The sequence below is a fragment of the Hafnia sp. HMSC23F03 genome (genome assembly GCF_001816025.1).
Taxonomy (GTDB): domain Bacteria; phylum Pseudomonadota; class Gammaproteobacteria; order Enterobacterales; family Enterobacteriaceae; genus Hafnia; species Hafnia paralvei.
This window is the reverse complement of sequence record NZ_KV824233.1, coordinates 13,391-36,633: the sequence shown is the minus strand read 5'-3', so window position 1 is coordinate 36,633 and position 23,243 is coordinate 13,391. Positions and strand designations below refer to the sequence as shown.

Annotated in this window: 22 protein-coding genes; 7 read left to right on the top strand and 15 right to left on the bottom strand. The window is 49.5% G+C overall.

Going from position 1 to position 23,243, the window contains the following annotated elements; all coding sequences use genetic code 11:
* Positions 1-22 precede the first annotated feature (22 nt).
* From ptsI to HMPREF3091_RS15035, 4 genes are all read left to right on the top strand, one after another.
* Positions 23-1,750, top strand: a complete 1,728-nt coding sequence (gene ptsI / locus HMPREF3091_RS15050; protein WP_004096190.1) for a phosphoenolpyruvate-protein phosphotransferase PtsI — start codon at positions 23-25, stop codon at positions 1,748-1,750.
* A gap of 46 nt (positions 1,751-1,796) precedes the next feature.
* On the top strand, positions 1,797-2,306 hold the full coding sequence (gene crr / locus HMPREF3091_RS15045; RefSeq protein ID WP_004096191.1) for a PTS glucose transporter subunit IIA: 510 nt from the start codon (positions 1,797-1,799) through the stop codon (positions 2,304-2,306).
* Between the two features lie 117 nt (positions 2,307-2,423).
* Complete coding sequence (locus tag HMPREF3091_RS15040; RefSeq protein ID WP_070716723.1) at positions 2,424-2,798, top strand: YfeK family protein; 375 nt, start codon at positions 2,424-2,426, stop codon at positions 2,796-2,798.
* Between the two features lie 327 nt (positions 2,799-3,125).
* Positions 3,126-3,695 (top strand): protein K, encoded by a 570-nt coding sequence (locus tag HMPREF3091_RS15035; protein WP_070716719.1) that lies wholly within the window; start codon positions 3,126-3,128, stop codon positions 3,693-3,695.
* 118 nt (positions 3,696-3,813) lie between these two features.
* Here HMPREF3091_RS15035 and cysM read toward each other — a convergent pair whose 3' ends face one another.
* From cysM to HMPREF3091_RS14980, 11 genes are all read right to left on the bottom strand, one after another.
* The gene (gene cysM, locus HMPREF3091_RS15030) at positions 3,814-4,695 is read right to left on the bottom strand and encodes a cysteine synthase CysM (protein WP_070716716.1); all 882 of its coding nucleotides are present in this window, start codon (positions 4,693-4,695) and stop codon (positions 3,814-3,816) included.
* A 120-nt stretch (positions 4,696-4,815) separates the two neighbouring features.
* Positions 4,816-5,910: a sulfate/thiosulfate ABC transporter ATP-binding protein CysA gene (gene cysA, locus HMPREF3091_RS15025; RefSeq protein WP_004096196.1), complete on the bottom strand. Its 1,095-nt coding sequence runs from the start codon at positions 5,908-5,910 to the stop codon at positions 4,816-4,818.
* Positions 5,907-6,785, bottom strand: a complete 879-nt coding sequence (cysW, locus tag HMPREF3091_RS15020) for a sulfate/thiosulfate ABC transporter permease CysW (RefSeq protein WP_070716714.1) — start codon at positions 6,783-6,785, stop codon at positions 5,907-5,909. The genes cysA and cysW overlap by 4 nt, the downstream gene beginning before the upstream one ends.
* Positions 6,785-7,624, bottom strand: a complete 840-nt coding sequence (cysT, locus tag HMPREF3091_RS15015) for a sulfate/thiosulfate ABC transporter permease CysT (RefSeq protein ID WP_004096198.1) — start codon at positions 7,622-7,624, stop codon at positions 6,785-6,787. Before cysT ends, cysW begins: the two co-directional genes overlap by 1 nt.
* Positions 7,624-8,628: a sulfate ABC transporter substrate-binding protein gene (locus tag HMPREF3091_RS15010; protein ID WP_064574567.1), complete on the bottom strand. Its 1,005-nt coding sequence runs from the start codon at positions 8,626-8,628 to the stop codon at positions 7,624-7,626. Before HMPREF3091_RS15010 ends, cysT begins: the two co-directional genes overlap by 1 nt.
* Positions 8,629-8,845: 217 nt before the next feature.
* Positions 8,846-10,777 (bottom strand): DUF3828 domain-containing protein, encoded by a 1,932-nt coding sequence (locus tag HMPREF3091_RS15005; protein ID WP_070716712.1) that lies wholly within the window; start codon positions 10,775-10,777, stop codon positions 8,846-8,848.
* Between the two features lie 78 nt (positions 10,778-10,855).
* Positions 10,856-11,755, bottom strand: a complete 900-nt coding sequence (locus HMPREF3091_RS15000) for a Dyp-type peroxidase (protein WP_070716710.1) — start codon at positions 11,753-11,755, stop codon at positions 10,856-10,858.
* 202 nt (positions 11,756-11,957) lie between these two features.
* Positions 11,958-12,542: an RpoE-regulated lipoprotein gene (locus HMPREF3091_RS14995; protein ID WP_070716709.1), complete on the bottom strand. Its 585-nt coding sequence runs from the start codon at positions 12,540-12,542 to the stop codon at positions 11,958-11,960.
* A gap of 125 nt (positions 12,543-12,667) precedes the next feature.
* A complete protein-coding gene (locus HMPREF3091_RS14990; protein ID WP_035504099.1) occupies positions 12,668-13,117 on the bottom strand; it encodes a DUF2919 domain-containing protein in 450 nt (149 codons plus the stop codon).
* 77 nt (positions 13,118-13,194) lie between these two features.
* Positions 13,195-13,620, bottom strand: coding sequence for a GNAT family acetyltransferase (locus tag HMPREF3091_RS14985; RefSeq protein ID WP_004096212.1), 426 nt, complete (start codon positions 13,618-13,620; stop codon positions 13,195-13,197).
* Positions 13,621-13,689: 69 nt separating this feature from the next.
* Entirely contained in the window at positions 13,690-16,839 is a 3,150-nt protein-coding gene (locus HMPREF3091_RS14980; RefSeq protein ID WP_070716707.1) for a beta-galactosidase, read from the bottom strand.
* A 288-nt stretch (positions 16,840-17,127) separates the two neighbouring features.
* Between HMPREF3091_RS14980 and amiA the strand changes: the two genes are divergently transcribed.
* The 3 genes from amiA to HMPREF3091_RS14965 all read left to right on the top strand — a co-directional run bounded on the left by amiA (position 17,128) and on the right by HMPREF3091_RS14965 (position 19,495).
* Positions 17,128-18,000: an N-acetylmuramoyl-L-alanine amidase AmiA gene (amiA, locus tag HMPREF3091_RS14975; protein ID WP_004096216.1), complete on the top strand. Its 873-nt coding sequence runs from the start codon at positions 17,128-17,130 to the stop codon at positions 17,998-18,000.
* Positions 18,001-18,122: 122 nt separating this feature from the next.
* Positions 18,123-19,040 carry an oxygen-dependent coproporphyrinogen oxidase gene (gene hemF / locus HMPREF3091_RS14970; protein WP_070716705.1) on the top strand — a complete coding sequence of 306 codons (918 nt, stop codon included), beginning with the start codon at positions 18,123-18,125 and terminating at the stop codon, positions 19,038-19,040.
* Entirely contained in the window at positions 19,040-19,495 is a 456-nt protein-coding gene (locus HMPREF3091_RS14965) for a YaiI/YqxD family protein (protein WP_004096220.1), read from the top strand. Before hemF ends, HMPREF3091_RS14965 begins: the two co-directional genes overlap by 1 nt.
* A 12-nt stretch (positions 19,496-19,507) precedes the next feature.
* On the opposite strand, the gene HMPREF3091_RS14960 is transcribed toward HMPREF3091_RS14965, so the two are convergent.
* From HMPREF3091_RS14960 to HMPREF3091_RS14945, 4 genes are read right to left on the bottom strand one after another with little or no spacing between them, the layout of a single operon-like run.
* Complete coding sequence (locus tag HMPREF3091_RS14960; RefSeq protein WP_070716703.1) at positions 19,508-20,299, bottom strand: phosphate/phosphite/phosphonate ABC transporter substrate-binding protein; 792 nt, start codon at positions 20,297-20,299, stop codon at positions 19,508-19,510.
* A 3-nt stretch (positions 20,300-20,302) separates the two neighbouring features.
* Positions 20,303-21,085: an ABC transporter permease gene (locus HMPREF3091_RS14955; RefSeq protein WP_070716701.1), complete on the bottom strand. Its 783-nt coding sequence runs from the start codon at positions 21,083-21,085 to the stop codon at positions 20,303-20,305.
* Positions 21,085-22,020: an ABC transporter ATP-binding protein gene (locus tag HMPREF3091_RS14950; RefSeq protein WP_004096226.1), complete on the bottom strand. Its 936-nt coding sequence runs from the start codon at positions 22,018-22,020 to the stop codon at positions 21,085-21,087. The genes HMPREF3091_RS14955 and HMPREF3091_RS14950 overlap by 1 nt, the downstream gene beginning before the upstream one ends.
* Positions 22,017-23,198, bottom strand: coding sequence for an ABC transporter permease (locus HMPREF3091_RS14945; RefSeq protein ID WP_070716700.1), 1,182 nt, complete (start codon positions 23,196-23,198; stop codon positions 22,017-22,019). The genes HMPREF3091_RS14950 and HMPREF3091_RS14945 overlap by 4 nt, the downstream gene beginning before the upstream one ends.
* Positions 23,199-23,243 lie beyond the last annotated feature (45 nt).

Genomic DNA, 23,243 nt, shown 5'->3' with positions numbered 1-23,243 from the left:
CAGTCAACAGTAAGGTAGGGTTATGATTTCAGGTATCTTAGTATCGCCGGGCATTGCTTTTGGTAAAGCACTTTTACTGAAAGAAGATGAGATTATCATCAACCGGAAAAAAATCGCTGCTGAAGAAGTGGAGCAGGAAATCGCTCGTTTTAAAGCTGGTCGTGATAAAGCATCTGAACAGCTGGAAACCATCAGAGTTAAAGCGAGCGAGACCTTTGGCGAAGAGAAAGCCGCCATCTTCGAAGGCCACATCATGTTGTTGGAAGACGAAGAGCTTGAGCAGGAAATCATAGCCCTCATTAAAGACAGCAAAATGACCGCTGACGCTGCGGCTCACGAAGTTGTCGAAGGTCAGGCCAAAGCTCTGGAAGAGCTGGACGATGAATACCTGAAAGAGCGTGCAGCTGACGTACGCGATATCGGTAAACGTCTGCTGATGAACATTCTCGGCATGACCATCGTTGATTTAAGTGCAATTCAAGAAGAAGTCATTCTGGTTGCAACCGATCTGACTCCGTCAGAAACCGCACAGCTAAACCTGAACAAAGTTTTAGGCTTCATCACCGATCTGGGCGGACGTACATCCCACACCTCTATCATGGCGCGTTCTCTGGAACTGCCTGCGATCGTGGGTACTTCTGATGTGACCAAACAAGTCAAAAACGGCGATTTCCTCATTCTGGATGCCGTAAACAACAAAATCTACGTCAATCCGACGGCAGAAATCGTTGAAGAATTGAAAGCGGTACAAAACCAGTACGTTTCTGAAAAGAACGAACTGGTGAAACTGAAAGATCTGCCAGCGATTACGCTGGACGGTCATCAGGTTGAAGTTTGTGCCAATATCGGTACCGTGCGTGATATCGCCGGCGCTGAACGTAACGGTGCAGAAGGCGTTGGTCTGTATCGTACTGAATTCCTGTTCATGGATCGCGATGCGTTCCCAACAGAAGAAGAGCAGTTCCAAGCCTACAAAGCCGTTGCTGAAGGCATGGGTTCTCAGGCCGTTATCGTTCGTACTATGGACATCGGTGGTGACAAAGATCTGCCGTATATGGATCTGCCAAAAGAAGAAAACCCATTCTTGGGCTGGCGTGCCATTCGCATCTGTTTAGATCGCAAAGAAATCCTGCACGCTCAGCTACGCGCTATTCTGCGTGCATCAGCATTCGGTAAGCTGCGTATCATGTTCCCAATGGTAATTTCCGTTGAGGAAGTTCGTGAGCTGAAAGGTGAATTAGAACTGCTTAAAGCCCAACTACGCGAAGAAGGCAAAGCCTTTGACGAAACGATTGAAGTCGGCGTAATGGTTGAAACACCAGCAGCCGCAACTATCGCTCGCCATTTAGCGAAGGAAGTTGACTTCTTTAGTATTGGGACAAATGACTTAACCCAGTATACTCTAGCGGTAGATCGCGGAAACGAGCTGATTTCTCATCTCTACAACCCTATGTCTCCGTCAGTGTTGACCCTCATCAAACAGGTCATTGACGCGTCTCACGCGGAAGGTAAGTGGACCGGTATGTGCGGCGAGCTTGCTGGTGATGAACGTGCTACACTGCTTCTTTTGGGCATGGGGCTGGATGAGTTCAGCATGAGTTCTATCTCTATCCCTCGCATCAAAAAAATCATTCGTAATTCGAATTTTGAAGATGTGAAGGCACTGGCAGATGAAGCTCTGAACCAGCCAACGGCAGAAGATTTAATGAACGTGGTCAACAAGTTCATTGAAGAAAAAACTCTCTGCTGATTCATGCGCTGGGCGCCGCCCAACATTACTTGCTTAGGAGAAGATCATGGGTTTGTTTGATAAACTGAAATCGCTGGTTTCAGACGACAAAAAAGACACTAGCAGCATTGAGATTTTTGCTCCGCTGTCTGGTGAAATTGTCAACATTGAAGATGTGCCGGACGTTGTATTTGCAGAGAAGATTGTTGGTGATGGTATTGCTATCAAACCAACAGGCAACAAAATGGTTGCACCCGTTGATGGCACCATTGGCAAAATCTTTGAAACAAACCATGCATTCTCAATCGAGTCAGACAGCGGCATTGAGCTGTTCGTCCACTTCGGTATCGACACCGTTGAACTGAAAGGCGAAGGCTTCAAACGCATCGCTGAAGAAGGCCAGCGCGTTAAGAAAGGCGACGTTGTGATCGAATTCGATCTGGCGTTGCTGGAAGAAAAAGCCAAGTCTACCCTGACTCCGGTTGTTATCTCTAACATGGACGAAATCAAAGAGCTGACTAAGCTTTCTGGTACCGTCATTGTTGGCGAAACCCCAGTTATCCGCATCAAAAAGTAAGTTGAATACATCAAGAATGGCGCCTTTGGGCGCCATTTTTTTTGGAACTTTCTTCTTGGCTAAAACTCTACATCGCACAGGAGCTATTTGATCGAATAACAGGAACATATTCACGTCATGAAAAAAATCGTCTGTACCCTTCTCGCTCTATTTCTCACCTTCCCTGCTTGGGCAAAACTCAACGCTCATGAAGAGGCCCGCATCAACGCGATGTTGCAAGGGCTTGCACAGCAAAAAGACTTGGTATTTATTCGTAACGGTAGTGAGCATACCTGTGATGAAGCGGTTTCCCACCTACAGCTAAAGTTGGGTAATACCCGTAGCCTAATCGATACCGCAGAACAATTCATCGATAAAGTCGCGTCATCATCTTCAGTAACCGGCAAGCCCTACATTGTTCGGATCCCAGGACAGGCGGATGAAGCCGCTCAGCCCTATTTACATCACTTGATAAAAGCCACGGATAAAACGTTAACCAACACTGCGCCATAACTCACCAGCCACGTGCAATGCCCGCGCAGGCACCATTAGCGACTAATTTTAGGAATACTTAATCGAATCTGTCGCCGATTGTTATCGCTAATATGGACGAAATCAAAGATCTGGCTAAACTTTCTGGTACCGTTGGCATGTGGGGGCTCCCAGCCATTCGCATCAAAAAGTTAGTTGAACACAGCAAAGTTCAACCGAACCAATAGCAGGGATGTAATCTAATCACCGAGATCGCTCTGCTCTTCTTTTCATCGAGATCTACCGCGAGGCATTAATTTTTATGCCTAACGACGTGTAGAAAGTAAAAACAGTAATGGAATACTAAACATGATCAAAAAAACAATGCTAGCCGCACTCATTCCAGCCATGCTTGTCATGGGGGGCTGTGATGATTCGTCAAAAGAGAAGGCGGCTCCGGTGGCCGATCAATCTCACGAACAGAGCGCAGCAACTCAACCAAGCCCGAAGAAAGAACCAGAACTTAATGATGTAGATAAGAAAGTAAAAGCAATACAAGATCAATCTACGCCAGAAAAAATTGATCAGTTCAATAAATCACAAGACAACGATCCCCAGGTACTTCAACAAGCTGTTGTTTCGGAAATAAAGAAAAAGCTGCCAGTCTTGGTAGATCAGGCGACGTTAATGTCTGATGTTTCAGCAGAAAATAATACATTCACATACAAATACATCGTGAAAGGAATCACAATCAAAGCGATTGAGAGCCACGAATGGCAAGAAGCGATGCAAAAAACCATAAACAGTAGTTACTGCTCTAACGACGCAAGGGTTACGGTATTTAGAAATTTATTTCCTGAAGGGGTCATTTACAACTACTTCGTAGGCGAAAAGTTAGTGTACACCTACAAAGCGCTTCCATCGATTTGCAACAAATAAATTTTTATCATACCTGAGGTAGAAGCCACCGGAATCTACCTCAGGGCATTTCTACTGCCCTGAGTTTTATTATTCTCTGTAAATTTGCCAAGGATCGTGTGCTGGCTGCTTACATCCGTTAATCAAATACGCCAGTTGAGAGATAACGATCGCCACGATCGCAAATAATCGCCACAACGACGCTTCCCGGAGACTCCTCAGCCACACGCAGCGCCCCAGCAACAGCACCACCAGAACTCACACCACAAAACAGACCTTCCTCTCGCGCCAAACGCCGCATGGTCTCTTCAGCGAGCTGCTGGGACATATCCAGCACCCGGTCCACCAGATCAGGACGATAAATCCCCGGCAAATACGCCTGCGGCCAGCGGCGGATCCCAGGAATACTTGCCCCCTCTGACGGCTGTAAACCGACGATCTGAACCGTATCACTCTGCTTCTTTAAGAAACGCCCCACGCCGGTAATCGTCCCCGTGGTCCCCATGCTAGAAACAAAGTGTGTAATCTTACCCTGCGTTTGCTGCCAAATCTCGGGTCCAGTGGTCGTGAAATGAGCCAAAGGATTATCGGCATTATTAAACTGATCCAAAATCAGCCCTTCACCACGGTCGGCCATCTGCTGCGCGAGATCACGCGCACCTTCAATGCCCTGCTCACGGCTGACTAAAATCAGCTCTGCGCCATAGGCACGCATCGAAGCCTGACGCTCTTTGCTCATATTTTCAGGCATCAGCAATTTCATACGATAGCCTTTCATCGCGGCAATCATCGCCAACGCTATCCCTGTATTACCGCTGGTTGCTTCAATCAAGGTATCGCCGGGTTTAATCTCGCCACGCAGCTCAGCTTGCTGAATCATAGATAGCGCCGCGCGATCCTTAACCGAGCCCGCTGGATTATTTCCTTCCAGCTTGACCCAGACCTCACTCCCTAAGCCGCTAGCCATGCGCTGTAGCTGCACCAAAGGCGTGTTTCCAATACAAGATTCCAGAGAACTCACGAGCGGTTACCTATTTAGCAAAAAGATGAGAAGTTTAGTGTAATGCAAAAGCGGAAATGTTGAAGAGGCACACTCTAAATCCCCGCCCTCAGAGAAAAGGACGGGGAACGGTCAACAAAATTAGGCACTTTTCGCCAAGGCTACGGGTTGCAAGGGCGTATCTCCCGCATACAAACGCGCATTCAATCCACCAACAAAGTAGCGGCCACCGCGTTTAGGAGCCTGTGTTCCATTGCCTTCCAACATAACTACGCTGATCGGCTCTGGATGCCAGCCCTGAGGCTGAACGGTGAGCTGCCAGTAATGCCCACGCGGACTCACTTCCAACACCTGAACTGGAAGCGGGCAACGGGCGTTGGCCTGTAGACTCACCTCCATCTCCCAAGGACGTAGGAACATATCCACTTTGCCCTGATGCAGCGGAGAGAAAGCCAGCGGCCAATGATGCTCACCAATATAAATGTGTGAACCACGAATTTCGCCATCCACCTTATTCACTTCGCCCAAAAACTCCAGCACAAAGCGGCTAGCAGGCTCGCGCCAAACGTCATCAGGAGTACCAATTTGTTCGATATTACCCTGACTCATCACCACAATTTGATCGGCAACTTCCATTGCCTCTTCCTGATCATGAGTCACGAAAACGCTGGTGAACTTTAATTCTTCATGTAGCTGACGCAGCCAACGACGCAGCTCTTTACGCACCTGTGCGTCCAAAGCGCCAAACGGCTCATCTAACAATAAAATCTCAGGCTCAACGGCCAACGCGCGTGCCAGAGCGACGCGCTGTTTCTGTCCACCGGATAGCTGAGAAGGAAAACGATCGGCCAAATGTGCCAACTGAACCATTTCAAGCAGCTGTTCGACTTTCTGCTTAATCGCCGCTGTCGATGGACGTTCGCGGCGCGGTAGCACGGTTAAACCAAAGGCCACATTGTCAAAAACGCTCATATGGCGAAACAGGGCGTAGTGCTGAAAAACAAACCCTACGCGGCGATCGCGCGCATGCAGGCGGCTAACGTCATGACCATTGAAGCTTAGTTGTCCACCACTCTGCCCTTCTAGCCCTGCGATAATACGCAGTAACGTCGTTTTACCTGAGCCGGACGGGCCAAGCAGAGCCACCATCTGGCCAGACGGAATGGTCAGTGAAATATCGTTCAGGACTTTGGTACGGCCAAAGTATTTGTTGACCTGTTTAATCTCAATGCTCATTTCGCGCCCTCCCGCTCGGCGTGAACCACTTGACGGTTCAATCGCCACTGCAGCATATTTTTCAAAAACAACGTGACTATTGCCATCAAGGTCAGAAGCGCTGCGGCGGTAAATGCGCCGGCGGTATTGTAATCCTGATGCAACAACTCAACCTGTAACGGCAGCGTATAGGTTTCACCACGAATAGAGCCAGAAACCACCGACACCGCACCAAATTCCCCAATCGCTCGCGCATTGGTTAGCACCACGCCATACAACAATGCCCAACGAATATTTGGCAGCGTTACGCGACGAAACATCTGCCAACCAGAAGCACCGAGTAACACGGCCGCCTCATCTTCATGGCTTCCTTGGCTCATCATCACCGGCACCAATTCACGAACCACAAATGGACAAGTCACAAACACCGTGACCATCACCATGCCCGGCCATGAGAACATCAATTGGATATCATGCGCATCCAACCATCCGCCCAGTGGGCCATTCGAACCATAAAACAGCAGATACAATAGCCCCGCCACCACTGGCGATACGGCAAAAGGAATATCAATCAGGGTGAGCAACAACTGGCGCCCAGGAAACACAAAGCGCGTACACAGCCATGCCAACAAGGTACCGAAAATGAGGTTAACCGGTACCGTAATCAGCGCCACCAGCACCGTGAGCCATATGGCATGTAGCATGTCTGGATCGCTAAGATTCTTCCACACTACGCCCGCGCCTTCAGAAAATGCGATGGCAAAAATTGAAATCATCGGCACCAACAACAGCAATACGGAAAACAACACGCCGCTGCCAATCAGAAACCATTTCAACCAATCCGTTTTCGGCCGGAGTTGCTGGGCATTGCCCTGCCATGCAGATAAATCAGCCATTAATGCCCCCCGATACGCTTGCCGAAACGGCTCTGTAAGGTGTTGATGCTAAATAACAGCAGCAGTGACGCAGCTAAGATAACGGAGGCAATGGCGCTAGCCGCGGGATAATCAAACTCCTGCAGACGAATAAAGATCATCAGCGAAGTGACTTCCGTCTTCCATGCAATGTTGCCTGCAATAAAAATAACCGCACCAAACTCACCCAAGCTGCGCGTGAATGAAAGCGCTGTTCCGGCTAATAGCGCTGGGGCGACTTCAGGAAATACCACTTTACGGAAACTCTGCCAACGCGAGGCGCCCAACGTCTGCGCAGCCTCTTCGTACTCAGGGCCGAGTTCTTCTAATACGGGCTGAACCGTGCGCACCACAAACGGAATGCTCGTAAATGCCATCGCCACGGCAATACCCAACCACGTAAAGGCCACTTTGATATCAATCAGCGCCAGCCACTGTCCATACCAACCCGTAGTCGAAAACAGCCCCGCCAGCGTTAGCCCCGCCACCGCGGTCGGCAACGCAAATGGCAAATCCATCAGACCATCCAACAGCGTTTTTCCGGGGAATTCGTAACGCGTCAGGATCCACGCCATCAGCATGCCAAACACGGCGTTGAACACGCTGGCTACCCCCGCCGCCAGCAGCGTCACTTTATAAGCGGCGACCACCTGCGGATTAGTAATCACGTCCCAATACTGCTGCCATGTCATCTGTGCCAGTTGCATGACCAGCGCACTTAACGGCAGCAACAAAATCAGGCAGGTATACAGCAGGCTACTGCCCAGACTCAGGGTAAAGCCGGGCAAAACCCTTTTCGGCGCAGCGCGAGACAGCAACATTATCGATGTCCTTCCGCTAACAACTGATCCAACTCTCCGCCCGTTGCGAAGTGCGTTGTCATCACCTGCGGCCAACTCCCGAACTGCTCCTCAACGCGGAACAGTTTGGTTTCAGGGAACTGCTCTTTTGCCGCGGCCATCGCCTGCTTGTCATATACACGATAGTTAAAGCTGGTGATGATCTTCTGCGCCTCTGGCGAATAGAGGTAATTCAAATAAGCTTTAGCCGCTTTTTCTGTCCCATTGCGTTCGACGTTTTTATCCACCCATGCCACAGGAAACTCCGCCAGAATATCAACCGGAGGAACAATCACTTCGTAACCCGCATCGCCATATTGCTTCTGAATATTTTTCACTTCCGATTCAAAGCTGATCAACACATCACCCAGATTACGCTCCACGAAAGTGGTGGTTGCACCGCGACCGCCGGTATCAAATACCTCAACGTTACCGAGGAAACGCTTCATCCATTCGCGACTTTTAGCTTGATCGCCACCGTCTTGAAGATTCGCCGCTCCCCAAGCCGCCAGATAGGTGTAGCGACCGTTACCCGAGGTTTTGGGATTTGGGAAAATCAGTTTCACATCGCTACGGACCAAATCATTCCAGCCGTGGATCTGTTTTGGGTTTCCTTTACGAACTAAAAACGCCATGGTGGAGTAAAACGGCGAGCTATTGTTTGGCAGACGGGCTTGCCAATCTGCGGGAATAAGGTTGCCGCGATCGTGCAGAATCTGCACATCCGTCACCTGGTTGTAGGTCACAACGTCGGCACGCAGGCCCTGTAAAATCGCCAATGCCTGTTTGGAAGAACCCGCATGAGACTGTTTGATCGTCAGCGCCGGATTTCCCTCTTTCTGCCACTGGGTTTCAAAGGCCGGATTAAGCGCAGCGAAAAGCTCGCGAGAAACATCATAAGAACTGTTCAACAGTTCAGCCGCCGACGCGCTACCAGAAATCAGCAGCGTTGCCAGTGTCCATCCTTTGAGCTTGTTCAGTTTCATCGTTCACCTTCAGTCAGTCTGTGAAAACGACAACTCATGTCGTCTGTATGACTGTTAGTGTATTTATAACTAGAGGCTAACCTGTAACGGTTTTATATATCGTTTAGGACTCAGAAAGCATCAAACGCTATAAGGGGAAGTGTTGAATAGGTACGGCGATAACTTTTGCCACCGCAAGATGTTTTTTCCGCGGTGGCAAAAGTTGATAAGGTGGTCGCTAATTTGTGTCATTACCTGTTGTTTCAGGCAAATAATGACTCAAAAACTCAATCGATTTCACTTTGTCTTTTTCATCAACACAAAATGACAGACGCTGATCAAAATAAAAGTAGCCAATGCACTGGTCGCTGATTTGTTCGTATCCCGCACCATATCGCCGTACTACTTCAGCCATATCATCGCCAACACCAATGCCGCGCGAAGTTTTTATACTGCTGTCGTTAAATGTGATAGCAGAGAGATAAAGCTGACTACGATCGCCTTGGTAACCGGAGTAAATAAGCCTGTCGCGCACGATATCATCCTGTGGCACTAACGTCGCCGAGCCACCTTTAAAGTTAACGTTAGAGAAGGCATCGCCCGTGGTTTTGTCCTGCGTAGCGGTAATCTGGTTGCTGCTAAGCCATAGAACCCATTCATTGTTGGTTAAACCTGTTAGCATCGCACCTACGCCGTGATAGCGAAAATAAAAATCGCCGGCGACCAACGGCTCTCCGGTATAGGCCGTTGCTTTAGATGAGTCAATGAATTCGCGTAGACTTGACGATTTCATCCAGCCTGAAGAGATAACGTGGTCTTTACTAACATAGTTAACAAAATCAAAACCATCTTTTGTGCCATAAGACATCACTTTGTCATCAGGAATAACAAAGATATTATTTAATTTATCCGCATCTGATGGTGATGAGTAAAAATAAACCCGCTGTGAGCCGATAACGGATTTAGAAACCGGATTATATTTGGTATCTAACACCACGGGGGCATTCTTCAGTGAAGCTAAATTTGTCACTATCTTGCCTGAGTCAATATCGATGGTGATATCAAAGGGTTCCTGAGGAGACTCACCATTCTCTTTTTTACAGGCCGCGGAATTATTATCCCTGATAACAGAAATCGTTTCATTGTCAGATTCTGGATGGCGTTTATAGCGATATGAATAACATTGATCGTTGCCATCGGTAAGATGGTGGCGGTCTATAGCAGATAAAATCGTATTAATCGTTTGTCTAAAATAAGGTGAAGGCGTGTCTTCATCTTCGCCGATGGGATAATCGTCTGTTTCCGTTGTCTCTAATCTGGATGGTAAAATCCATCCGCGCTTATCACCGGAGCCTGAACTTTGATAACTGATGGCGACAAATCCCTGATATTCAATATAAGGCGATACTTTATCCCCAGAGTTCAGTTCTCCATTTTCAATGGCACAGCTGGTTTCAGGTGCGCTGTACACGGCGATCGGGCCACCAGCGCTAATAACGGTTTCCCCTCGCGTGATATTATTTTTTAACCATGACCGATGAGCATGTGCAGTATGATTGAGTTGTCGACAAAACGCTGGTGCATTCTCCTGCTCCACCATGACATCTTGATCTTGAGAAAAATAACATCCACTATTTTCAGCATCTAATAATTGAATGGATAATATTTTCCAAGATTTATCTTCTTGAGTTAAATTAACAAGAAAACGTTGCTTATTGCAGCCATCACCGAGCGTGATGATACTATGGGATAAATCAGGAAAGAAATCCGAAAATAACCTACTCACATTGATATGTGATACCCACTCTGGTGGGTAATCCTGTGCACGAATATAATAGTCGTAACCGGGGCCATTTTCATCTTGCCAATAATATTTCATCCGGTTAGCTAAATAATGAGATAAATAATTTTCGGCTACGAAATCATTCGGCATAGGCTTCCCAGCACTCTGCATATCCTGCGTTATCATATAGTTTTTATAAAAATCTAGAGAGAACTTATCAGGCTCAGCTTGTCCATCAGGTAAATTGATATTCACATCGTAGTGAGATGCCTGATTGGATGGAATAACAGAATCGGCAAACACCTGCGTAATAAATACAGAGCTTATCCCGAGCAAACTGACAAAAAGACGATGCTTTATTATGGCTGAAAAACATACGTGAGGCATTTTAGTATCCAATCCTTTGAATTCTAACGTTCAACATACCCCGAACGTCATGTCCGAGATATGTTGAGACGAGTACAACTATAGCGACATTAAACGATCCAAAGATGGTGCAAAGTAGTAGCTACCGGTAACCGCTTTACTAAAGCGCAACAGCTGATCGCGTTTGCCGTCCAAATCACCAAACATGCTCAACAGCTGTTTCTCAATATTGTGCAAGCGGCCACAATAAGCGACAAACATCAGACCATGAGCACCACTTGCGGTGCCATAAGGCAGGCTTTGGCGCAGAATTTTCAGCCCTTTGCCCTCTTCGCTCAGGTCAACGCGGCTGACGTGTGACGTATCTGGGCGAGATTCTGGGTCTAGCTCTTCGCTATCATGCTTGGTACGTCCGATAATTTGCTCTTGCTGCTCGGTGCTGAAACGGCCCCATTGCTTGAGGTTATGTTCCCAACGCTGAACAAACACATAGCTCCCCCCTGCATCGGCATCGTCATTGCCAACCACACCAACGATTGGACGTTGCTCGTCTTTTGGGTTTTCAGTGCCGTCAATGAAACCGCTCAGATCACGCTCTTCAACCCAGCGGAAACCATGAATTTCTTCTTCAACCTTAATGGCATCGCCGAACGCGGCCAGCGCTGCCTGAGCCAACGAGAAGTTGATATCATGACGCAAAGATTGGATGTGGATAAACAGATCGCGCTGAGTCGCAGGCGCTAGCCCCTTGCCCAACGGCGTGAACGGTTTTAAATCTGGAGCGCCCACACCGGCGGAAATATCGCGCCATACGTCGTTACCAAACGCGATAACGGCTCCCAAGCGATCCTGTGGGTACTGTTTTTGCAACGCTTGCAGACTATTTACGAAGGTTTTGCATCCCTGACGCACCGCATCAAGATCGCCTTGCACCAAGGCTTCAATGAAAATACCAAAACGACAATGCTCTAATAAAATACCGCTTTGTGGCTGTGACATTAAAACGTCATCTCCCTTTTTGACTGGTTGCCGCGCTCGCAGACGCGATTTAATTGCGCGTAGTTTACGCGATGCGTGAAGTGTTGCCTTGCTAAAAAACAAGAATTGGAAACAAAAAAGAGGTCATTGGAAAGAGGGAAAACCGGCTTTCAGAGTTAAAGCCGGTTGATTGACGCCGATACCCAAAACTTAGCGCTGCACGTTAGATGGCATTCGCATGCCAAACAATCTGGCTAATCTTCCAATCTTTCAGCGTATCGTCAGACGGCATTAAACCTTCTGGGCCACGCCATTCGCCGCTAAACAAATAGCTAACGTGGCGGCTCTCTTTGGAAACACATTCGACATCGTTGGCATTATCGCCCTGACCTTTCTGACATACACCGTACGCTTTTTCATACAAATCACTAAACGGTGTACCAATTTTCACGCCCCACGCGGTTTTGATCGCATCATTCTCAACATTCACGCGCTTCACTTTACCGCTATCATCGCCGCTGATCGTCATCACCACGGTGTCACCATCGAGCGCCTGATAAAACGATGTGACGGTGCCATTGCGCGTTCCCATTCCAGAACGCAGGCGATAATTATCGTCCAGCGCCTTATTAATCGCAGACTCATTCAACGGCGTCGACGCATTAATGCCTGCAATCCCCATATCACTCACTTCAACTGAGCTACTAAACCAGTTCAGCGGCGACATGCTTGACCATGACATATTACTCATCGTAGAGCAGCCCGTTAATAGCAACGGAACTACCAGCAACAGAGGACGAAAATTCATGCAAATGCTCCTTGGGATCGAGCGGTGATTAGCCCCCCGAAAAAGTTTATCTGGCAGGTTGGAGTTCGCCTGAGAGAAAAAGTGCCGAAACTTTTCAATTTATTCAGCAAAACTCTACATCAAAACTACTCGCTTACGTTGAAGCTATCAATCACACGCGAGTTGAACAGCAGATAGGCTAACGCCATTAGATCCAGCAACAAGATAGCCAATGACAGCAGGGTCACATCACCGCCGTCTGTCCAGAAAGGCACCGCTTGCAGCCCCATTTGAACGAAGGTTGTCGCGATTAATACCCAGCGCCACGCTTTCCAAATACCTTTCCATAAATGGCGACGGCCGCTCAGTAAAAAACCAAGCGCGGCGGGAAGCCCTGCTAGCATTCCACTCCAGAATAGTCCCCGGTCAGGATAAAACAGCGTCAGCAAATCCGCACCCTGTTGACGCGAAGAACCGGCGATAACAAACAGAAACCAGGTTTTAGCCTGTAAGACGAGCACCAGCCAAAATGCCCACGGCAAACTTAGCATGCCATGATGGTTAAAATCGTCGGGGGAGTAGCTACGATGAGACATAAAAAACTCGCGGGAATATCGCCGTTACTGGCTCGTTATCGGCTAAAACACCCCATAACGAGCCAACAGCGAAAAATTTAATACTCGTGGTCTTCGATTAGCCTTTTACTCATGCACAGCGTGTCCTGAGTCTCATAGTCGAGCTTCTCATACATGCCGATCACTGCGTCATTCTCTTCACCGACCAAGATCTGGATCTTCGGGCAACCGCGCGCGATAAGCTTTTTCTCGAGACGGCTAATTAACGCATTAGCGATGCCACGGCCACGAAAATCAGGATGAACGCCCAGATAATACGCCGTACCGCGATGGCCGTCATAGCCGCCCATTACGGTACCAACCACTTCACCGCCAACTTCTGCCACCAAAAAGAGATCGGCGTCGTGATTCAACTTACGCTCGATATCTGTCTCAGGATCGTTCCATGGGCGCAACAGGTCGCAACGCTCCCACAGCGTAGTAACTTCTTCAAAATCAGCTTGTTTAAAAACGCGGATTTCCATGATTCTGACCGTAATTATTTGTATTAATACCTAATTATCGCCGGAATCCTTCGATACGCAACGAAAAAGTTATCTTGCTGTTTCTATGGGCTTATCTGAATGCATCTGCCAGATCAGTGAATACGCGTAATGTGTTGCGCTCAACAAAAACTCTGGGCTCACGCTAGGGCTCCACGAATCATCGCCGCCAACCCCCATATGGAATCCATCAATGTTGACCCAAACCCCCTGTTCTTCGCGCAGTAAATGGTGATGCGAAGTTTCAGTCAATTGCTGCTGACTATAGCGACTGAGTCCAAAGTGAAAATCGCCCTGCCATGCCCAGTCAGCAAAATTGAGCTGGCGTGTATGACAGCGTAATCCGTTTTCAGTCGGGAAAATATACGGCGTATGCAGCTCAGAAAGCGGTAACGTCCAACGCCCATGCTGAGCGGAAAGCAAACGATCTGGATAATTTTCGTGTGGGCCGAGTCCCAGCCACGAGGCATATTCAGCCACGTCGGCTAACTGGCTGCTCAACCCAATACGCGCAGGTGCTGGGATCCCAAACGTGACATCAACGTTCACATCAATATGTAACCGGCCCTGTCGGTCAATCAAATAGGTCTTACGACTGATAAATAGAGTGCGACGTTGGTAGATATAAACATGGGTAGTGCAGATTTGCACGCCGCGAGAAATCAAATCAGCCTCGCATTGCCGCAGATGCGTCTCCAGCGCATACATTCCCGCCTTCTTCCAGCGTTCGACCCAGGCATTAGGATCGATACGCGTAACCTCACTTACACCGATATCATTATCCAGCGGGGCTCGCGTGAAGTTGTCACTCAGCGGAGTCAGTAAAGAAGCATGCTCATGCCGCCACCATTGCTCAAGCAGACCCGTTTGCCGACTAAACTGCCAGCGTTGGCTGCCCCACTCAATGCTAAATACATCATCGTGCGTATTCAGCGTGGGCAACTCATCCTGAGCATTGCTGTCATCTTCTGAATAGCTAGCAGGCAGCGCTTGTGGCCGTGCTAAACGCCATTGATCCCAAGCACAACGGTGGTTCGCCTCAGACCATGTAGTCCCTTTGATTTGGCGAATTTCCACGTTTAACCACAGCTCGCCGTCGCCACAGCGGCTCAGCTCTGGCATCTCTCCCAGAACAATGTGCAGCGACCCCTGCGGCGGTAATAAAATCTCGATGTCACCCTGCGCAATAAGTTTTCCATCTACAGCGAGATTCCAGCAAAGCCGCTCGTTGTCGCTGCTACGAAAGAGATACTCGCTGTTCACTTCTATCGTTAACGGATGCTGGTTAAGTAAATGGAACTGGAAAAACTGCTGCGCACGTTGGGCTTCATAAAGCGCGGGATGAGGTGTGCGATCGGGGAAAACTAAACCATTCATGCAGAATTGGCGATCGTTAGGCCTATCGCCAAAATCGCCCCCGTAAGCCCAATGCGGTTCGCCGTTTTCGTCTTTTTGGCTCAACGCCTGATCGACCCAATCCCAAACAAAACCGCCCTGTAAGCGCGGATGTTTACGAAACGCTTGCCAATAGCGATCAAAGCCACCAAAGCTATTGCCCATTGCATGGGCGTATTCACACAAGATCAACGGTCGCGCTTCATCTGGCATGCCAATCCATTTTTTAATCGACCATTTTGGCACAGTCGGATGCGGCTGATCTTGCTCCACGCGTGCATACATTGGACACAGAATATCCGTGGCGGCGGTATTTGCACCCCCTCCCTCATACTGGACCGGACGCGTTGGATCGTTGGTTTTAATCCAGCGATAAAGCGCATCATGGTTACAGCCATGGCCGGATTCATTCCCCAACGACCAGATAATGATACAAGGATGGTTACGGTCACGCAGTACCATGCGAGTCACTCGCTCGCTCATCGCATTAAACCATACAGGATCGTCGCTCAGACGATTCATCGGCACCATGCCATGAGTTTCAATATTGGCCTCATCTACCACGTATAGACCGTATTGATCACACAGTTGGTACCATCGCGGATGATTTGGATAATGCGAACAGCGTACCGCGTTAAAGTTATGCTGTTTCATCAGCATAATATCGCGGCGCATGGTTTCCTCATCCATCACCTGTCCATTTTCTGGATGGTGTTCATGGCGGTTAGTGCCACGGATCAGCAACGGTTTTCCATTCAGCCTTAGCTGACCGTGACTGATTTCCACCTGCCGGAACCCAACGTCATAAGCCTCAACGTCAACCACCTTGCCCTGTTCATCCAACAATGAAACGACCGCTCGATAAAGATGGGGCTCTTCAGCACTCCATAACAGCGGTTTCTCCACCTGTAAACGTAGCGTAGTGCGATCGTCATATGCGCCACGCTCATCGATAGTTTCGCTGCGAATAGCCTGTTGCTGCTCTGCCACCAGCGTATGCCCTCGCCATAGCGCAACACGTGCGCAATAGCCATCAGCGGATTGATTGACACAGATCTGAGCGTCTAATTCAGCGCAATGAAATCCCGGCGCCAAATAGGTACGCAGTTGGATATCATGGAGATGAAGGCGTGGCTTATGCAGCAAAGTCACATCGCGGAATATACCGCTCATGCGCCACATATCCTGATCTTCCAAGTAACTGCCATCGCTCCAGCGTAGCACCATAACAGCGATTCGATTTTTGCCTTGGCGAAGAGCGTGGCTGAGGTCAAATTCGGCTGGCAGTCGGCTGTCCTGCGAATAGCCAATCCATTCGCCGTTACACCAAAGATAAAAAGTAGAGTTCACGCCATCGAAAATAATACGGGTTTGCCCTCCCTGCTCTAGCCACTCATCGTCCACGCTAAAGCTAAGTGAATAACATCCAGTCGGATTTTCTTTAGGTACAAAAGGAGGGTTTACGGGAAAGGGATAAGTCACGTTGGTATAAATCGGCGCGTCGTAGCCTGCCATTTGCCAATTAGAAGGCACCTGTAGTTCATCAGCATCATCGAGGTCATGCTGCAACCATGCTTCCGGCACCCGTTCTGGCTGGCTAAAATAGCTAAATGCCCAAGCCCCGTTTAATGAAATCAATTGTCCTGAAGGCTGCCCATCGCGAGCCTCTTGCTCACTACGCCAACTGCAAAAAGGCGGATGTGCCGCTAACCGACGATATTGAGTACAAGCAAGATTTTCCCAATCACGACGGAAAAGCACAGCGGACAACGAGCTAAAAGAATTATCAATTTGAACAGGTGTCATTGTTGAGGTCCTATTAACGATCAATATCATTAACTCTCAATATCGTGTAGGCCACCAACATGAATAACAAACGAAAGGCTGTAAAGCAGTAAACATCGGTTAACCGACCGGCTTAACAAAGTGCGTGACATCTGGGCATCTCCCACACAGCACAAATTCGCTAACGCTTTGTCATGCTTGATAATAAAAGAAACAAATCGAAATAGTAATCAACTCGATTATTACACTCCCCCCACGCTACTATTCACCACCTGTTTTATCATTAATGGCTCATGAAACATTCATCACATGAAGAATTTCTCACATTTCCGCCTGTTGCCTAAATATACGTCTCGTCGCCAGTTTCTGCTGTCTGGATTAGCAGCAATAGCGCTGACAGGAAGTAAAATCGGGGATGCGTCTGCCAACAGCACTGCACTGACCGCAAAACCGGTAAGAAAAGAACCCGGTGCTCGCAAGGTGATCATGCTTGATCCCGGTCATGGCGGCATTGACCCTGGAGCCGTCGGGCATCAGGGAGCGAAAGAGAAACATGTGGTGTTGGAAATTGCGCACTATATTCGCGATTACCTGCATAAAAACAGTAACATTGACGTTAAAATGACGCGTGAAGATGATTTCTTTATCCCACTTTATAAACGTGTAGAAATCGCCCACCAGCATCAGGCGGATCTGTTTGTCTCAATTCACGCCGATGGATTCACCAGCCCTACCGCGTCTGGTGCCTCAGTATTTGCGCTATCCAACCGCGGCGCGAGCAGCACAATGGCAAAGTATTTGTCTCAGCGTGAAAACGACGCTGACAAAGTTGCGGGAGCCAAATATGCGGATGAAGATAACAACTATCTACAGCAGGTGCTCTTCGATCTGGTACAAACCGACACCATCAAAAATAGCCTAACGCTAGGACGTCATCTGCTAGATCACATCAAACCGGTACACCATCTGCACAGCCAACACACTGAACAGGCCGCTTTTGCGGTTCTGAAATCACCCTCTATTCCATCAGTGTTGGTGGAAACCTCATTTATTACAAATCATCAAGAAGAGCAGTTGCTAACGTCAGTCGCCTTCCGCCAGAAAATTTCACAGGCCATCGCCACGGGTATCGTAAAATATCTGGATTATTTCGACGCGCACGAACGCCGCCGCCCAAGCTAATACAGAAAGTTAATCCCACAAGAAAGCGATGTTTTCCGCTATACTGTTGCCCTTATTTGCATCGCGAGATGCACTTTTCGCAATATTTTTGCCAATCAATGTAGCTGTGAGCGGAAAACGTCATGAGCAAGCCTTCTTCATCGCAGGTGAAAGCTTTTTTGCTGAACCTGCAGGACTCCCTGTGCCAACAGATTGCCGCAGCCGATGGTCAATCCACATTTCGTGAAGACAATTGGCAACGCGAGGCTGGCGGCGGTGGTCGCAGTCGCGTGCTCACACAGGGTGCCGTTTTTGAACAGGCTGGCGTTAACTTCTCGCACGTTACCGGCGGACAGCTCCCCGCTTCCGCCACGGCTCATCGCCCTGAACTCGCGGGTCGTAGCTTCGAAGCCATGGGCGTATCGCTGGTCATTCATCCACAAAATCCTTACGTCCCCACCAGCCACGCCAATGTGCGTTTCTTTATCGCTGAAAAAGCAGGCGAGGAACCGGTTTGGTGGTTTGGCGGCGGTTTTGACCTCACACCGTTTTATCCGTTTAAAGAAGATGTGCTGCATTGGCACCGCACCGCGCGCAATCTGTGCCTGCCTTTTGGTGAAGATGTTTACCCGCGCTATAAAAAATGGTGCGACGAATATTTCTACATCAAGCACCGTCAGGAATCTCGCGGCGTAGGGGGCCTGTTCTTTGACGATTTAAATACGCCAGATTTTGATCGCTGCTTCGCTTTCATGCAGGCAGTGGGCGCTGGTTTTAGCGACGCCTATTTACCTATCGTCGCCAAACGCAAAGATATGCCATTCAGCGATCGTGAACGTCAATTTCAGCTATACCGCCGTGGGCGCTACGTTGAATTTAATCTGGTCTGGGATCGCGGAACGCTATTTGGTTTGCAAACCGGTGGTCGAACCGAGTCGATTCTCATGTCGATGCCGCCGTTGGTCCGCTGGGAGTATGATTTCAACCCCGAACCGGACTCACCGGAAGCCGCGCTGGAGCGTGATTTTTTACCCGTGCAAGACTGGCTGGGAGAAGAATAATGTCAGAAGCCAAACAAATCTGGGTCGATGCTGACGCCTGCCCTAACGTTATCAAAGAAGTGCTGTTTCGTGCCGCCGATCGCGTGGGCATTTTTGTCACACTGGTTGCCAACCAAACGATCCGAACTCCGCCTTCGCGCTTTATTCGAAGCCTACGCGTCGAGGCGGGTTTTGACGTCGCCGATAATGAAATTGTGCGCCGCGTTAATCCCGGTGACTTAGTTATCACCGCCGATATTCCTTTAGCCGCAGAGGTATTGGAGAAAGGAGGCGTCGCGCTCAACCCTCGTGGGGAGCTTTACACCGAGGCCAATATTAAAGAACGCCTCAATATGCGTGATTTCATGGATACGATGCGTTCCAGCGGCATCCAAACCGGTGGCCCCGCCGCGCTGCACCAGCGCGATCGACAAGAATTTGCTAACCAGCTCGATCGCTGGCTGCAAAAACGCTAATCAGCGTACGTATTACAGCCGCGTAACGCCTAACGCGGCTGCTCTTAGTTTCATCTCGGTACAACGCTGATATTCACTCACCGCTATTGTGCTAAATCCGCTAATAAATAGACGCGAGCGCACCGCAGACATAGACGGATCCGCTACCATCTTTTTTAACGCATGGCGTAAACGTAGCAAGCGAGCTTCATCTCCTGCGGCTGTGATCAGCGGCAGCGCAGGTGCCGGCGGCGTTTCTCCGATAATTTTTAGCCCATTCATGCATTGCGGATCGGCCTTTTGCAATAATGCCAGCGTCACGCAGTCAATCGCCGCAATATCCGCTTCACCTTGCCTAACCGCCAATAGCGAAGCACGGTGTGAGCCGGTCTGTATGGTATTGGCAAAAAAACGTCCACGAGTCGCCATTGGGGCAATTACCGAGCGCAGCGCGTTATAACCTGACTGGGAATCCTCGCTGTTATAGGCAGCTTTGCGCCCATAAAAAGCGCTAATATCCGCGCCAGCATCCTTCTTTCTGGCAACTAAAAAGCTACGGTAATCATCGCCCTCACAACCCGGTACCCGATAGCGAAACACGCCAACAACTGCGACGTTTTGCTGGAGCGTTTCCTGTAACGGGTAGCCGCAGGTCTGGCTGAGTAATAAATCCGGCTGTTGCCAATGGTCATAAAGATCGTCAGGCCAGCACAAAGCAGCGGGCAAATTCGTTTCCCCTTCCTGCGCTAACCAACGGGATAAGCCTTGCCATAACAACTCAACATCCGCTCGATTCACCGCATACATCGGCAACGATACCCGCATGTTTTATGATCCTTCTATGAATAGTGCCCCATTGCGCCAGCGCGTTAGATAACTCACCCAACGCTCAAAGGCCGTATCGGTAATCATTGCCAACAAGGCAACCAGAAGCGCGCCCTGAATCACGTAAGCCGTATTAAACCCGCTTAGCCCTATAATAATAGGCGAGCCCAGCGTTTTTACCCCAACCGTTGAGGCAATCGCCGCCGTACCAATATTGATGATGACCGACGTGCGCACGCCTGCCAAAATCACCGGTGCGGCTAGCGGGATCTCCGCTCGCCATAATATCTGCCAACGACTCATACCTGCGCCGCGAGCGGTTTCACGGACTGCTGCTGGAACAGATTCAATGCCGCTGATCGTCCCCTGTAAAATCGGCAGTAGCCCATACAATACCAGCGCGATCACCGCAGGCTCGGGGCTGAACCCCATGAGCGGCACCGCCACCGCCAGCACTGCGACCGGCGGAAATGTTTGTCCTACTGCGGTGACGGTTTCCACCAAGGAACGGAACTCACGCCCACCGCGATGCGTAACTAATAAACCTGCGCTCACGCCCAACACCACGGCAATCAAACTTGAGACCCCCACCAGCGTAACGTGTGCGATAGTTAGCGACCAAAAGCTATCTTGCTGATAAACAGGCCGTGTCAGATCAGGGAATAACGCACCAAACAGCTTTCCCATATGAGGCATACCGCTATTTAAACCGATTAACAGCAGTACTCCCCAAAGCAGAGGATCTCGGTACCAGCGCCGGGTAGACGAAGGATGTTTTCCTGACATTACGCCTCCGCTTTTTTGACGAGATCGGAAAAGTAGAGAACGCCAACGGGTTGCCCTGCTTCATCGATCACCGGTAGACGATCGACCTGTCGATAGATGAACAGCGACATGGCATCGCGCAAATTGAGATCGCAGCGGATCGGCTCACCCAGTGAAAGTTCACCGCGCCGCACGCGGGAAGCCACCACGTCCAGACCCAAAAGCTTGATCCCAACATCGCTATGGCCAAAGAACTGACGCACAAACTCATTGACCGGATGGTTAAGTAATTCCTGCGGCGTGCCCTGCTGTATGACTTTCCCTGCATCCATCAATACGATGCGGTCGGCCAAACTCAGTGCTTCATCGATATCATGCGTTACCAGAACGATAGTGCGTCCCAGCAAAGTGTGAATACGCGCAATCTCTTGCTGAAGCGTGGTTCGCGTCACAGGATCCAATGCACCAAAAGGCTCATCCATCAGCAATACTTCAGGGTCAGCCGCCAGTGCGCGAGCGACGCCAACGCGCTGCTGCTGACCGCCGGAGAGCTGGTGTGGATAACGATGACGAAACTCTGCGACATCAAGACTGAGCATTTCCATCAGCTCGGTCACCCGCTCGCGGATACGCGCCGTAGGCCATTTCAACAGCTGAGGTACGGTGGCAATATTCTGTTCAACCGTCCAATGGGGAAATAAGCCAATGGATTGAATCGCATACCCCATGCGTCTCCTCAATGCCTCTGGCTCAAAGCTGCTGATATTTTGCCCAGCAAAAGTCAGCTCACCGCTATCGTGATCGATGAGGCGGTTGATCATCTTCAGTGTGGTCGATTTTCCGGAACCCGACGTGCCAATCAGCACGGTGAATTCCCCCTCAGCAATATGCAAAGAGAGATCTTCCACCGCCGGACGCCCAGCAAAAGACTTGTTAACATGTTTAAAATGAATCATTGTCGCGCCGCTTCAATTCGAGAAACCAAAAATTTAAATAGGGTATCAACCGTCACCGCCATCACAACGACCGGAATAACGCCGAGCAGCACCAAATCCAGCGCGCTGCTGAGCAATCCCTGAAAGACTATTGCGCCGAAACCACCCGCACCAATCAGCGCCGCAATCACCGCCATGCCTACCGTTTGAACCGCCACGATACGCGCTCCGCTCAATACCACCGGCAACGCTAATGGAAGCTCGACTTTGCGTAAAATTTGCGCTCGCGTCATTCCTACTCCGCGCGCGGCCTCAATGACCGGTGACGGCACTTGTTCCAACCCTGCGACCACGCTGCGCACCAGCGGCAGTAACGCATACAGCACCAAAGCAATCAGCGCTGGGGCAACGCCAATACCGCTAATGCCCAGTTCGCCTAACCATGGCCATGCCTGCGCTAACCCCGCTAATGGCGCAATCAGTAAACCAAACAGGGCGATAGAAGGGATGGTCTGAATAATATTCAGAACAGAAAACATCGGTTTTCTCCACGACTCCCGCCTAGCCGCCAATACTCCCAGCGGTATGCCTATGACCAAAGCGAATGACAGCGTGCTCAATAGCAGAGCCAAATGCTGACCAAGAGCCTGATTAAACACATCATCGCGGTTGGCGTACTCCTTCATCAAAGAGAGCGTATCGAGCGCACCGCTGAGCAGCAAAATAGGCACAGGTGCGAGGATCAACAACGCCGCCAGAATACGTAGCCCGCTGCTTTTGGTGAGTCGGCTGACGGCATCTGCCCCACATAGCAGAGCCAAAGCGCCAATAAGCCAAAATGCACCGCCTAAAGAAACGCGCACTAAGCTATCTTCGTCACCCGCCAAAAGATGGGACTGCCAGGCAATCAACAGCATTAACCCAGCAAACAGCGCACCGCTGATCAAATAAATCAGCCACAGTGAGCTTCGGTTTTGTGGGCAAAAACACAGAAGGAATAGCAGAGGAAACGGCAGGATCAATATCCATGCGTAACCATGAATAATCTCTCCCAGTGGTACACCGGTACCAGACACCAGACGGTTTGCAGCCTGAGTGAGCAGCGGCATTTGCCATAAAGCCAGCATCATCAGCAGCCAGAGTGTGAGAACAACTCTGTTTTTTACCAAAACAAGATTCCCTATAGTTTTATCTCTCATCTTCAGAGAGTGAAGCAAAGCAAATATCTCCCGCCGTTAAACGGG

Coding starts and splice junctions, on each gene's coding strand:
- ptsI (WP_004096190.1), top strand. CDS start 23: ATGATTTCAGGTATCTTAGTATCGCCGGGCATTGCTTTTGGTAAAGCA.
- crr (WP_004096191.1), top strand. CDS start 1,797: ATGGGTTTGTTTGATAAACTGAAATCGCTGGTTTCAGACGACAAAAAA.
- HMPREF3091_RS15040 (WP_070716723.1), top strand. CDS start 2,424: ATGAAAAAAATCGTCTGTACCCTTCTCGCTCTATTTCTCACCTTCCCT.
- HMPREF3091_RS15035 (WP_070716719.1), top strand. CDS start 3,126: ATGATCAAAAAAACAATGCTAGCCGCACTCATTCCAGCCATGCTTGTC.
- cysA (WP_004096196.1), bottom strand. CDS start 5,910: ATGAGCATTGAGATTAAACAGGTCAACAAATACTTTGGCCGTACCAAA.
- cysW (WP_070716714.1), bottom strand. CDS start 6,785: ATGGCTGATTTATCTGCATGGCAGGGCAATGCCCAGCAACTCCGGCCG.
- cysT (WP_004096198.1), bottom strand. CDS start 7,624: ATGTTGCTGTCTCGCGCTGCGCCGAAAAGGGTTTTGCCCGGCTTTACC.
- HMPREF3091_RS15010 (WP_064574567.1), bottom strand. CDS start 8,628: ATGAAACTGAACAAGCTCAAAGGATGGACACTGGCAACGCTGCTGATT.
- HMPREF3091_RS15005 (WP_070716712.1), bottom strand. CDS start 10,777: ATGCCTCACGTATGTTTTTCAGCCATAATAAAGCATCGTCTTTTTGTC.
- HMPREF3091_RS15000 (WP_070716710.1), bottom strand. CDS start 11,755: ATGTCACAGCCACAAAGCGGTATTTTATTAGAGCATTGTCGTTTTGGT.
- HMPREF3091_RS14995 (WP_070716709.1), bottom strand. CDS start 12,542: ATGAATTTTCGTCCTCTGTTGCTGGTAGTTCCGTTGCTATTAACGGGC.
- HMPREF3091_RS14990 (WP_035504099.1), bottom strand. CDS start 13,117: ATGTCTCATCGTAGCTACTCCCCCGACGATTTTAACCATCATGGCATG.
- HMPREF3091_RS14985 (WP_004096212.1), bottom strand. CDS start 13,620: ATGGAAATCCGCGTTTTTAAACAAGCTGATTTTGAAGAAGTTACTACG.
- HMPREF3091_RS14980 (WP_070716707.1), bottom strand. CDS start 16,839: ATGACACCTGTTCAAATTGATAATTCTTTTAGCTCGTTGTCCGCTGTG.
- amiA (WP_004096216.1), top strand. CDS start 17,128: ATGAAGAATTTCTCACATTTCCGCCTGTTGCCTAAATATACGTCTCGT.
- hemF (WP_070716705.1), top strand. CDS start 18,123: ATGAGCAAGCCTTCTTCATCGCAGGTGAAAGCTTTTTTGCTGAACCTG.
- HMPREF3091_RS14965 (WP_004096220.1), top strand. CDS start 19,040: ATGTCAGAAGCCAAACAAATCTGGGTCGATGCTGACGCCTGCCCTAAC.
- HMPREF3091_RS14960 (WP_070716703.1), bottom strand. CDS start 20,299: ATGCGGGTATCGTTGCCGATGTATGCGGTGAATCGAGCGGATGTTGAG.
- HMPREF3091_RS14955 (WP_070716701.1), bottom strand. CDS start 21,085: ATGTCAGGAAAACATCCTTCGTCTACCCGGCGCTGGTACCGAGATCCT.
- HMPREF3091_RS14950 (WP_004096226.1), bottom strand. CDS start 22,020: ATGATTCATTTTAAACATGTTAACAAGTCTTTTGCTGGGCGTCCGGCG.
- HMPREF3091_RS14945 (WP_070716700.1), bottom strand. CDS start 23,198: ATGAGAGATAAAACTATAGGGAATCTTGTTTTGGTAAAAAACAGAGTT.